The organism is Methanosarcina soligelidi, from assembly GCF_000744315.1.
Lineage (GTDB): Archaea > Halobacteriota > Methanosarcinia > Methanosarcinales > Methanosarcinaceae > Methanosarcina > Methanosarcina mazei.
In genome coordinates this window covers 3,818,177-3,830,057 of sequence record NZ_JQLR01000001.1, presented here as the reverse complement: position 1 = coordinate 3,830,057, position 11,881 = coordinate 3,818,177, and the positions used below count along the sequence as shown (strand labels likewise).

Annotated in this window: 12 protein-coding genes and 1 pseudogene; 12 read left to right on the top strand and 1 reads right to left on the bottom strand. The window is 41.1% G+C overall.

What is annotated here, in order from left to right:
• Positions 1–6 precede the first annotated feature (6 nt).
• From M886_RS16355 to M886_RS16330, 6 genes are read left to right on the top strand one after another with little or no spacing between them, the layout of a single operon-like run.
• Positions 7–369, top strand: a complete 363-nt coding sequence (locus tag M886_RS16355) for a response regulator (RefSeq protein WP_048036920.1) — start codon at positions 7–9, stop codon at positions 367–369.
• A gap of 13 nt (positions 370–382) precedes the next feature.
• Entirely contained in the window at positions 383–1,435 is a 1,053-nt protein-coding gene (locus M886_RS16350; RefSeq protein ID WP_048036922.1) for a protein-glutamate methylesterase/protein-glutamine glutaminase, read from the top strand.
• Entirely contained in the window at positions 1,425–4,070 is a 2,646-nt protein-coding gene (locus tag M886_RS16345) for a chemotaxis protein CheA (RefSeq protein ID WP_048051519.1), read from the top strand. The genes M886_RS16350 and M886_RS16345 overlap by 11 nt, the downstream gene beginning before the upstream one ends.
• The gene (locus tag M886_RS16340) at positions 4,063–4,665 is read left to right on the top strand and encodes a chemotaxis protein CheC (RefSeq protein ID WP_048051518.1); all 603 of its coding nucleotides are present in this window, start codon (positions 4,063–4,065) and stop codon (positions 4,663–4,665) included. Before M886_RS16345 ends, M886_RS16340 begins: the two co-directional genes overlap by 8 nt.
• Positions 4,662–5,327, top strand: a complete 666-nt coding sequence (locus M886_RS16335) for a chemotaxis protein CheD (protein WP_048051517.1) — start codon at positions 4,662–4,664, stop codon at positions 5,325–5,327. Before M886_RS16340 ends, M886_RS16335 begins: the two co-directional genes overlap by 4 nt.
• On the top strand, positions 5,318–6,130 hold the full coding sequence (locus M886_RS16330; protein WP_011032279.1) for a CheR family methyltransferase: 813 nt from the start codon (positions 5,318–5,320) through the stop codon (positions 6,128–6,130). Before M886_RS16335 ends, M886_RS16330 begins: the two co-directional genes overlap by 10 nt.
• A gap of 749 nt (positions 6,131–6,879) precedes the next feature.
• Here the strand turns inward: M886_RS16330 and M886_RS16325 are convergent.
• Positions 6,880–8,059, bottom strand: a pseudogene (locus M886_RS16325) (IS256 family transposase).
• A gap of 100 nt (positions 8,060–8,159) precedes the next feature.
• On the opposite strand from M886_RS16325, the gene M886_RS16320 reads away from it, so the two are divergent.
• The 6 genes from M886_RS16320 to M886_RS16295 all read left to right on the top strand — a co-directional run bounded on the left by M886_RS16320 (position 8,160) and on the right by M886_RS16295 (position 11,847).
• Complete coding sequence (locus tag M886_RS16320) at positions 8,160–8,807, top strand: archaellin/type IV pilin N-terminal domain-containing protein (RefSeq protein WP_011032277.1); 648 nt, start codon at positions 8,160–8,162, stop codon at positions 8,805–8,807.
• A gap of 11 nt (positions 8,808–8,818) precedes the next feature.
• Entirely contained in the window at positions 8,819–9,415 is a 597-nt protein-coding gene (locus tag M886_RS16315; RefSeq protein WP_011032276.1) for an archaellin/type IV pilin N-terminal domain-containing protein, read from the top strand.
• Positions 9,416–9,494: 79 nt separating this feature from the next.
• Positions 9,495–10,163 (top strand): hypothetical protein, encoded by a 669-nt coding sequence (locus M886_RS16310; protein ID WP_011032275.1) that lies wholly within the window; start codon positions 9,495–9,497, stop codon positions 10,161–10,163.
• A gap of 14 nt (positions 10,164–10,177) precedes the next feature.
• Positions 10,178–10,651: a hypothetical protein gene (locus M886_RS16305; RefSeq protein WP_015411021.1), complete on the top strand. Its 474-nt coding sequence runs from the start codon at positions 10,178–10,180 to the stop codon at positions 10,649–10,651.
• A 4-nt stretch (positions 10,652–10,655) separates the two neighbouring features.
• Entirely contained in the window at positions 10,656–11,129 is a 474-nt protein-coding gene (locus M886_RS16300) for a hypothetical protein (RefSeq protein WP_015411020.1), read from the top strand.
• Between the two features lies 1 nt (position 11,130).
• Positions 11,131–11,847 carry an ATPase domain-containing protein gene (locus tag M886_RS16295; protein WP_048051516.1) on the top strand — a complete coding sequence of 239 codons (717 nt, stop codon included), beginning with the start codon at positions 11,131–11,133 and terminating at the stop codon, positions 11,845–11,847.
• The last annotated feature ends 34 nt before the right edge of the window (positions 11,848–11,881 follow it).

Here is an 11,881-nt window from a genome sequence, read left to right as displayed (position 1 = left end):
ATATATATGGCAAAAGTATTGATTGTTGATGATACCGCTTTTATGAGAAAACTTCTGAAAAACATTCTTTTCGGTGCAGGGTTCGATATCGCAGGGGAGGCAGAAAACGGAAAGCAGGCTGTGGAAATGTACAGGACGCTAAGGCCGGATGTTGTTACCATGGATGTTGTCATGCCGGAAATGACCGGAATTGACGCATTAAAACATATTAAGACTGCTGACAAAGATGCTAAAATCGTGATGTGCACTGCCATAGGTCAGGAGAATATTGTAAAAACAGCCATAAAACTGGGGGCAAGAGGCTACATCATAAAACCTTTCCAGGCCCCCAAGGTCATTGAAGAGATTAAGAAAGTAGTCGGTGAATAAGTCCGGGGATATTATGATTCGTACTCTTATTGTTGATGATTCTGCCTTCATGCGGATGGCAATAAGAAGCATGCTTGCCAGCAGCCCGGATATAAAGATAGCAGGAGATGCGTGTAATGGAAAGAAGGCTGTAGATAAATCAAAATCATTACACCCTGACATAATCATAATGGATGTTAACATGCCAGTCATGGACGGGCTTACAGCCGTTAAAACCATTATGAGTACGGACCCTGTCCCGATAATCATGTTCAGTACCCTGACAGTAGAGGGCTCAAAAGAGGCTTTAGAGGCTTTGCAGCTTGGAGCAATAGATTTTGTCCCGAAATCCGAATCTCACCACGATGTGAATAAGATTGAGAAAGAGCTTGTTGACAAAATAAGAAACATTCACAGCTCAAACCCCAGCATATTAAGATTAATTAATATGAGGAAATTTAAAGGCGAGGTTGTCAGAGGGAAATGGAGCTGCGCTGGAGACTTTGCGGTCCTTATAGGTTCGTCTACCGGAGGTCCTTCATCTCTTGAACAGGTGATCCCAAGGCTTCCGGGTGACCTGCCTGCTCCGGTCTTTGTTGTCCAGCATATGCCAGAAGGCAATTTTTGCAAACAACTTGCAGAGAGGCTGAATTTCCTTTCAGAGCTGGAAGTAAAGGAAGCCAGAAATAATGAAAAAGTAACTGCTGGTGTTGTTTACATAGCCCCCGGCGGCTATCACATGACTGTTAAAAAGGCTCTGGGTGTAACCAGAATAAAGCTCATAAAAAGCCAGCCTGTTCATGCGGTAATGCCTGCAGTTGATGTGATAGCTGAAAGCATGCTGGATGTTTACGGAAAGAACATAGTCGCTGCAATTCTTACGGGAATGGGGTTTGATGGAGCTGCAGGATTTAAAAAGATAAGGGATGCAGGCGGCTCCACAATTGCATGCAGTGAAGATACCTGCGTTATTTTCGGAATGCCAAAAGCTGCAATAGCAGCCGGCGGTATTGATACGGTAAAACCCATTTTTGAGATCCCTGAAGAAATAGTAAGGATGTCGGAGGTGAAATGCAATGGAAAGTGATATGGCAGCCTATAAAAGCGATTTCCTTCAGGAAGTATACGAGTGCCTTGATATATTCAACCAGTCTTTTGTGGACCTGGAAAATGGGGACACTGCTGCAATTGATGAAATCTTCAGGATAACCCATACAATAAAAGGAATGGCTGGATTTCTCGGCTATGCTTCACTCGAACATCTGTGCCATACCATGGAAGAAGTCCTCTGCGGCATAAAAAATGGAGATATAGAGATAGATGGCGAACTTGTTGATATCCTGCTTTCAACAGTCGACCGGATCACGGATATTGTCAAACAGATAGAGAATGCGGATAACGATAATGTAAAAATTGACGACCTGGTAGAAGCTTTTGAAAATTATGATAAAATAAAGAACGTAGAACATGAATCTCTCTGCCCTTTATCCGCAGAAAACAGTGTCCCATCTCCTGCAATAGAATCCTCACAGAATTCGGAGGAAAACATCTCCCCGAGTCCGGAATATCAGGAGGATAAAGCCGAAAATAGAGGAACATGCGGTACGGATGGCTGCAACCTTATGAACAGAGGAACATGCAGTACGGATGAGTGCAACCTTGTTCTTGATGTAACCCTTGTTAAGGATTGTGCCATGAAAGGTCTGAGAGCATCGTTGATTATAGAGTCTCTCAAAGATATCAGTAAACTGGCTAAAACAGAGCCTGATGAAAACGACATGGAGAACGGCTTTGACGGTTGCTTTAAAGTATTCCTTTCAGGGGACAACAGTAAGGTAGAAGAACTGATGGATAGAATTTCAGAAATCGAACAATTTAATATTTCTGAAATTAAACCGCTTAATGGTGCCTCTGATAAAGAAATAAAACGTAATAATTCTATTTCGGAGAAGTCTCAGCCGGATGTCATATCAACTACTATTCTGCCGTCTGAAACCCTTTCCGTTCCTTCTGATACAATGTCTGTTTCGGAGGTGAACAGCAGAAATTCACTCCACTCATACATATACGGTTTAATAGCAAGGATGCACCGCATTCTGGACGGAATTGGTAAATCCGTAAACTGTTTTAAAAAGACCGAATCCGCCGGAGTGCTCCTGAAGAAAAAATGTAAGGATTCTAGGGGAGATATTCCGGAGCAGCAGGAAACTCTAGAGCAACAGGAAACTCTAGAGCAGCAGAAAACTCCAGCTTCCGAACTGGATATTGAACTGGGTCCTGCAGTTTCCGATCAAAAGCTGCAGATAGAAGAATTCGGGATTCCTGATCATGTTCCAGAAAAGGTTTCTGAGGAGGATCTTCCGGACTGGAACATCTCGGACAGGATCATTGATGGTCCGGAGATAAAGTCGGATAAATTCCAATCTCCTGCAGAAAATATTAACGGCTCTTCTCCTCAGGTACTGGAGTTATGCGAAGCTTCCGGGATTGAAGAATCCGAACCGGGTTCAAACAACCACCTTTCCGAATCAGAATCCTCCACAAAAGCGATGTTTGACCCAAAAAGGCAGGAAACCATCCGTGTCAGGACCTCCAATCTGGATAATATAATGAATCTTGTGGGTGAGCTCGTCATAAACAAAGGGCGCCTGCTCCAGATATCCCAGCAGTACAACCTTCCTGAACTCGGGGAGGCAACCGGGACTCTGGACAAATCGATTTCGAGCCTTCAGGATGAGGTAATGAGAATAAGGATGGTAAAAATTGAGAGGGTCTTCAGCAAGTTTCCGCGTATGGTAAGAGACCTGAGCAGGAAATTCAACAAAAATATCGAGTTTGAAATTGAAGGTCAGGATACGGAACTTGACAGGACTATTCTGGATGATATCAGTGATCCTCTGGTTCACCTTGTAAGAAACTCGGTTGACCACGGTATTGAACTTCCTGAAGAGCGTTCAAAAGCCGGAAAAAGTGAAGTCGGGCAAATAAAGCTCTCTGCAAGAAGAGAGAAAAACAACGTAATCATCGAGATAGAAGACGACGGCAGAGGCATAGATGTTGAAGTAATAAAGAAGAAGGCTGTTGAGAAAGGACTATTGTCTTCATTTGATGTGGAGAGCCTGAGCGAAGAAGAAGTCAGGATGCTGATCTTTGCTCCGGGGTTTTCGACAAAGGACGTCCCGACAGAGATCTCAGGCAGGGGCGTGGGTATGGACGCAGTAAAAACTGCTGTTGAAAAACTTGGTGGAAAGGTCAGGATATATTCAAAGAAAGGGGAATTTACAAAAATCAGAATTGACCTGCCTCCAACAGTTGCTATAATCAAATCCCTGCTTGTAGATGTCGGTCCCGAGACCTATGCTATTCCTATCTCCAATGTTGTGAAAGCTTTGAGCGTCGGCAGCAGTGATTATAAACTCATTAAAGAAACCCCCCTGCTCTATATCAGGGATAAATTGATACCGATTCTCGAATTGAAAGATTTTTTCGATATCGAATGCGAAAAACGCGACCGACAGATTGCCATAATCGTTGAAAAAGAAAACGAGGAAGTTGGCCTGATAGTTGATTCTATCATTGACCAGCAGGAAATCGTCATTAAACCACTCGGAAATGTTTTATCGAACTCAAAAGGATTCATCGGTGCCACCATACTGGGGGATGGGCGTGTGATACCGATTATAGATGTTTCAATGCTTATAAAAGGTGATATTGATGACTGATCTGGATAAGCTTGGTGAAGAGGAAATGGATGTTTTGAAGGAACTCGGCAATATCGGAACCGGACATGCTGCAACATCTCTTTCCAAGCTGCTTAATAAAGACGTCTATCTTTCAGTGCCAAAAGTTAAGGTGGGGGAAATAAAAAACCTCTCCCGTGAATTCATTGGTGAAGTTGTTGCCGGAGTGATTATAGCACTTCAGGACCTCGATGAAAAGAAATCCGGATATCTGTACATCATGTTTCCGGAAAGGTCTGCAAGAAAAATTGCAGGCGATCTTTTCGGAATGGATGAGCTTGATGAAGAGATGTATGCGTCCACAATCATGGAGGTCGGGAATATACTTTCTTCGTCCTTCTGTGATGCGTCAGCTGATTTTATGAACATCATATTACTCCCTTCCCCTCCAAGTTTTGCAGTCGATGTCCCCACTGCAGTCATTGATTCTGTAGTTTCACAGATGGCAAAGAACACCAACCATATTATCCTGTTTGAGACCTCTTTAAGCTCTGATTCGGATATAGAGATTTATCTGGCCTTGCTCCCTGAACCCTGCCTGCTTGATGATATGATGAAGATAATGGGACGATTATGAGCAGCGTCTTCCTGTTCGTTTCGAATGAAAGCGGAAAAGCGATTTTCCTGATCAGCGGGGACGTACTGGTAAAGTCCTTCTGCTCACTTTCGGATACATGCTCATTTCAGGATTCCTGCCCGTCGTGTTCCCTGCTTAATGCTGCAAAAAATTATCTTGCAGGCACTGCGCCAGACTCAAGAATTAAAACCCTGGACGGGGAACTGTCCGCCGGCATAGGGGAATATAAAATCGGAAAAAACGTGCTTTTAAAAGTCATGGGCCTCGGCTCATGCATCGGCGTTATTCTTTCCGATGTTTCTACTGGGATATGCGGGATAGCACATGTACTGCTTCCGGGAGCTTCGGATAGAGGCGAGACCAAGTATGCTGAAACAGCGATAGAAAAAATGGTTGAAGATATGGTTAAAATGGGGGCAAGAAGGAGCAGGATTACTGCAAAATTTGCAGGCGGGGCTCAAGTTTTCAAGCACATGAGCCTTGATATTCTCAAAATAGGCGACAGGAACGCAATCTCTGTTGAAGAAACTCTTATAAAAAAGAATATCCCGATTCTGGCAAAAGATGTCGGAGGGGAAGTTGGCAGGAACGTTATTTTTAATCCTGCGGACGGGAGCATGATTGTTAAATATACTGCTAAAGGGGAAGTACTGTGGTTGTAAATATTGATGACGACTTCAATTTTCTTGTGCGAAAGATTTCAAAATCTTCCGGTATTGTCCTGACCGGGTACAGGGACAGTTATCTCAGAAGAAGAATTGACCTGAGGATGAAAGCTGCAGGAGTGGACAACTATACGTCTTATAGCGGTCTACTGGAAAGGGATAAGCACGAGATGAAAGAAGTCATAAATACGCTTACAGTAAACGTTACTGAGTTTATGCGGGACAGAACTCCGTTTCTTTTTTTCCGGGAAGAGATCCTGCCGAATATAATGGAAAGAAAAAAGCAGTGTAAAAGCAATATTGTCAGGTTCTGGAGTGCAGCTTGCTCTTACGGGGAAGAGCCTTATTCGATTGCTATCTGTTCAAAAGAGGTCCTGCCTGAAGAATGGACCGTGTCAATTTATGCAACTGATATTGATGAAAAATGCCTGAAAGGTGCTTCACAGGGAACATACAGTAAAGAACAATTAAAAAACCTTGACCCCTCCCTTGTAATTAAGTATTTTGAGCCCTCGGGGGAAAACTTCAAAGTAAGAGATATCAGCAAACTGTCAATAAGGTTCCAGAAGCATGACCTGACAGGCGAACCTCCGATATCAAGGCATTTTGATGCAGTTTTCTGCAGAAATGTTATGATATATTTTAATGAAAACCAGAAAATAAAAATGTTGAAAGATTTCTATAATTCTCTTTCGGATGGCGGCTACCTTATTATTGGCAAATCCGAAACCCTACCCGTTGAAATTAGAGAGCTGTTTGCCCATGTAAGCGTGAAAGAAAAGATTTTCAAAAAGGTTTAAATGACGTCCAGGCCTGACTGCCCATTTACATTTCCCACAAGGTAGACATTCTTATTTCACAGGAAGATTTCTAAGAATGATTTTCTTCCTGTGAATCTGTAATTATTTCTGTTATTTTTTATTTGCTTTGCTTACATACTTCTGTTCATTGTTATGAAAACCCGTCTGTAATATTCAGTTTAATATATATTATAATATGTAAGTATATGTATTATAATATATTATCAGCTACAACAATCTTTATTTTATATTCTCAAATCGTCGGGCAGAATGGAGATGATATAATAAAATATTATCATTCTTTTCTTAATTATGTAATTATTTTCTATATGTCACGGCATTAACGATAAAAAATGATCATGCGCCTTTAAATTATCATAGAAGAGAAATTAATTAATTTAATGACCAGTTTTTTAATAATACATTCTAATTTTGTTTACAAAATTCTTCATTAATTATTGTATTATGTATCTTTTTATTACTGTTTGGATAAATCGCTTTTGTAAATAAAGTTATATTTATTTTCATTTTTTATTTTTTTTAAAATAGTAATCAGTAGACTTATTTAAATTTCATATTTTTCACTATCTTATTTTTCAATGTAACTTTCTCATTCACTTAAAGTATCTTAAAACACTCCTATATATCTATAATTTTTACATAAAGTAAACTCTATAACAGCCGAAACATTGGCAGTGTGTTTAATTTTCTGTAAAATCTACTCTCTACCCCTTACTCTTCTTTTTTGATTACTGTTCCATTACTATATACTTGTTTCCTGTGATCCAGTCTTCATTTATATCAATTAGTATTGAGACTACCAGTCTCAATACTGAGTCCTGGTTAGGAAATGCTCCAACTACCTTGCTTCTTCTTTTGAGCTCCTTGTTGGTCCTCTCCATCATATTTGTTGTCCTTATTTTTTTCCAGTGTTTTTCTGGAAACTGCATATAGTTCATTGCATCATACTGAAAACTTTCAAGGGTATCAGCTGCGCCTTCATACCCCATACTATCCAGTTCCATAATCAGGTCATTCAACTTCTGACGGTCTACTAATGCTTCTTTTATCTTCTCAGCCACTTCTTTCTGCTTCTTTTTTGGCATTTTCTTGAGAACTTGTCTTGTCAGATGTACGTGGCACATCTGCCAGCTTGATCCAATAAAAGACTCTTGGACTGCTTTCTGTATTCCTTTATGACCATCAGAAATAATTAACTTGACACCTCTTAACCCTCTTTTTTTCAGATCATCGAATAGATCTTCCCAGAACATAGAGGCTTCACTGTCTGCTAATCTTGTTCCAAGAATCTCACGGTAACCATCATCCCTGATCCCAGCAACTACAAAGAGAGCTTTGTTTTCGTAATGAAGTCCATCTCTTACCTTGAAATAAGTCGCATCGATAAGCAAGTAAGGGATTTCATGTTCTATTGGCTTTGAGAGAAATTCTTCAACCTTCTCATCCAGTTCTTTTGTAATCCTGGAAACACAAGAGGCTGAAATTTCTCCTACTCCTAATGCAGTCATGACCTTTTTCACCCTTCGGGTGGAAACTCCTTGAAGGTAAGATTCAGCTACAGCGGTTAAGATGGCCTTTTCAACTCTTGAATATTTCTCAAAAACCTGAGTTTCAAAGGGAAACTCACGGAATTGAGGCTTTAACAATTCGAGTTTTCCATGCTTGGTCAGGAGAGTTCGGGGTTTGTAGCCGTTTCTACTGGCTTTACGTGAATCTGTCCTCTCATAACGTTGTGCACCAGCTTGGAGGAGGGCTTCCTCCTCCATTACAAGGTTTAAAAACCACGTAATTAAATGGCGAATTCCATCTTCCTGATCGACAAGATAATCTTTTATGAGTGGGAATAAATTAACCATTGACTCTGCATCCTCTTTTTTTTGTGGTGAAAGGAAAAGGATACAGAGTCAATCATATTTTACAGAACTTTCGGTACACTGCCGAAACATTTATAATATTACTTGATATTCTATTTACTGTTATAATAATTACACCATAAAGGTGATTTATTATGTGGAATCGATTTATAAAAAATGATAAAGGGTTTACCGGGCTTGAAGCTGCAATAGTGCTGATAGCCTTTGTAGTCGTAGCAGCAGTTTTTAGCTACGTCATGTTGGGAGCGGGGTTCTATACAACCCAGAAAAGCCAGGAAGTCGTGCACACCGGTGTAGCGCAGGCAAGCAGTAGCCTTGCACCTTCCGGGGATATAATTGTATTAGGAGGAACTGATGTCGTTGCTGAGCCTGACGTTCCGGCTATAGATTCGATAACATTCTATATAACCAACACAGCAGGTGGATCAGCTGTAGATCTTGATAAAACGATAATTACCTATACAGATCTCGATGACTTTGCAACACAAGCACACTTAGAGACTGCGGGAGTTGAGGACGGAGCATGGACTTATGAAGGAATAATTGAGACCACAACTGGTGCGTCGAACCTAGTTGAAAAGGGTGAAAAATATAAGATTGAACTCAGTCTTCTCCAAACTGGTGATACTGGTGTACCTGATAATCCTCTTGGTCTCACTTCAAAGCCTGTAGTAAACGAAAAAGTCAAGATTGAGGTAAAACCTCCAGAAGGTGCAGTCCTTATTCTTGAAAGAACAATGCCCCCTTCAATTACTGCTGGGCAGTATTATACAGTTTACTGAGGTGATTCTCGATGTGGAAAATGTTCTCAAAAGATGAAAAAGGATTTACCGGGCTTGAAGCTGCAATTGTTCTCGTAGCTTTTGTAGTAGTTGCTGCAGTTTTCAGCTACGTTATGCTCGGAGCAGGTTTCTATACTACTCAGAAAAGCCAGGAGGTTGTGCACACCGGTGTACAGCAAGCAAGTAGCAGTGTTGAACTGAGTGGAGATGTAGTTGCTAAAAGTGACGACGGTAATACTGAAATTGACACTGTCACTTTATTCCTTCAATTGACTTCAGGCGGCTCTCCAGTGGATATGGCTAAAACTCTCATAGTTGTTTCAGCTCCGGATATCGAGCCAAGTGAATTGAAACTTGGTGCTGTCGCTGATGGCGATGAATTTGCTATAGCAGCCAGATATAACGGTAATACTGATGACCTTATAGATAGGTTTGAAAAATTTCAAATAACAATTGATTTGGATCAAGTGGCTGCTGACGCTGCTACTCCTACATCTGTTGGAGCTAATAGCGAGTTTCAGCTTGAAATCAAACCACCTCAGGGAGCAACCTATACCATTCACAGGACTGCACCAGCAGCAATCTCTGATATAATGACACTCGTCTAAAATTAAAATTAAAGCAATAATGACATTCTTCGGGGTGCCATTATCTTTTATTTTTTTAACGCTACAGTTGGGTGATATGATGAATAGTGGGGAATCGTTTGACCAGTCCATGATTGATAAACTTGTAGCTACAGCTGAAAGCGATACTATAGAATACAAGGTTGCAAGCCTTGAAGAAGAGGTAACCGAGATCAAAGGCTCCATAAAGACTCTTCTCATGGACATCAGGGAAACGATGGGGGTCCTGGAAAATCCTTTCCAGAATATTCAGGGTATTGCCAATATTTCCAGTGCCATAGTGAATCCAAAGTCGATGGAAGATCAGCCTCAACCTCCGAAGAATGAAGAAATCGAAGAGGAGGACGAGCCTGAAGATGAAGACCTGGAAATGGAAAAAATACCAAAAAACCTCTTTGAAGACCTGAAAAAGGCTGCTAAAAACCAGCCTAAAAGGGCTGACTCGAAACTAATTGATCCCATTTCCTTCTACAGGACCATTGTCTGGAGCAAGGACATGGTGGAGAAATACGACCAGAACGCCATAAAGGAATTAATTGAAGTGTTCTCTCTCCTGGGATATATTCCAGGTGAAATTAAGGAAATTATTGTTAAAGTCATTGAGATCCTGATCAAAAATAACAACCTTGATGATGCAGTTGTGGACCTGTACAGACTTTATCACATACTTTATCCAGAAGACATGTCTCTTGACTCCAAGGTGCTGGATCACATCCTGAATGAAAGATAAACGGTGAAGAACGCATGTCAAAGGAAGTGATAACTTCAGCGATACTCGTAATAGTGAGTGTAATAGCTGCAGTGGCTTTTGTTAATGCCATCCTTCCTTCTGTGTATGGTCTCTCCGAATCTTACAGTTCAGTTGCTCAGAGCATGGAAGACCAGTTCAAAACAGATATCGATATTATCTTTATCTATCCTGAAGGAAACAATGTGTACGTCTGGATAAAAAATATCGGGTCCTCAAACATACCCCTTTCACAGCTTCAATACTGTGACATCTTCATCATGTCTTCTTCAGGATACTGGAACCCGGGATTCGAATCGGAATCAAATCCCTCATGGGATTTCACGCTTGAAAATGGGAACGGAGATACCTGGGACCGCGGCGAGACTATTAAGGCATCAATAGCGATTGATACCCTGCCGGCTGACATTTACAAAATCACCTTTTTCCTTTACAACGGGGTATCGACATCAGACACGTTCTCCAGGTGATATCATGGGCCTTGATACAATAATCGTGGCTTTCTTTGTAATCGGGACGGTTCTGGTTGTTGCAGGTACTCTGACAATGGGGACCAATAACCTTGTTGAGTCTTCTTATCACGGATACGTCTCAGCCCATCAAAGCATGATGGACCGGCTCCAGACCAGAATTGAGATCGAGGATATAACATTCAACGTTTCAACAAATCATGCGAGCTTTACGGTTGTGAATACAGGGGAGACCAGGTTACACAATTTCGACCACTGGGACATTTTCCTGGTTAAAGACGGCCAGGCTTCTTACTTGAACAGGTCCGGTTACAGCATAAAGCCTGAAATAGATCTCATAAATCCCAGAATCCTGGATCCTCACGAAAGTATTAACATTGAACTCTTAACCGAGCTTGAATCCGGTGACAGCTTCATTGTAAAGATCATCACGGAAAATGGTATCGTCTCTTCCGCAGAGCATATTGTAGGTGAGTAATATGGGAGAAATAGAGGATAAAAAGAATATTATCTCAAGCGGCAATGATGAAATTGATAAAAAGTTAGGTGAGGGCATCCCTCTGGGTTCTCTTGTGCTCATTGAAGGAGAAAATGATACCGGAAAGAGTGTATTCTGTCAGCAAATGGTGTATGGTGGATTGAATCAGCTTCACAGGATAGCTTACTATTCAACCGAGAACACAGTTAAAAGCATGCTGGCTCAAATGGACAGCCTGAGCCTTGATATCTCGGATTTTTACAGCTGGGGGTATTTCAGGATTTTTCCGGTTCACCTTGAAGGTGTCGAATGGACTTCCGAGCAAATGAAAGGTACCCTGCACCTTGTTACGACTCACATAAAAAGCGTCAGGGAAAAAGTCATCATAATTGATTCTCTCACAATGTTTACTACTTATTCTGATGAGGATAATATCCTTGAATTCCTTACAAGTTTGAAAATTTTGTGTGACAAAGGGTATACCATTTTCATTACTTTACATCAACATGCTTTCAAAGAAGACACTCTTGTCAGAATACGGTCTTCATGTGACTGTCACCTGTTCCTCAGGAAGGAACAGCTCACTGACCGCTATATTAGCGTTATGGAAGTCTCAAAAATAAGAGGCGCCAAGAAGAGTACAGGTAATATAGTGAGTTTTGAAGTCCAGCCTGGGTTCGGTTTAAAGATAATTCCAATATCACTGGCTAAAGTCTAAATAAATTTGAACATTATTAGCCGCGCATGGGGTT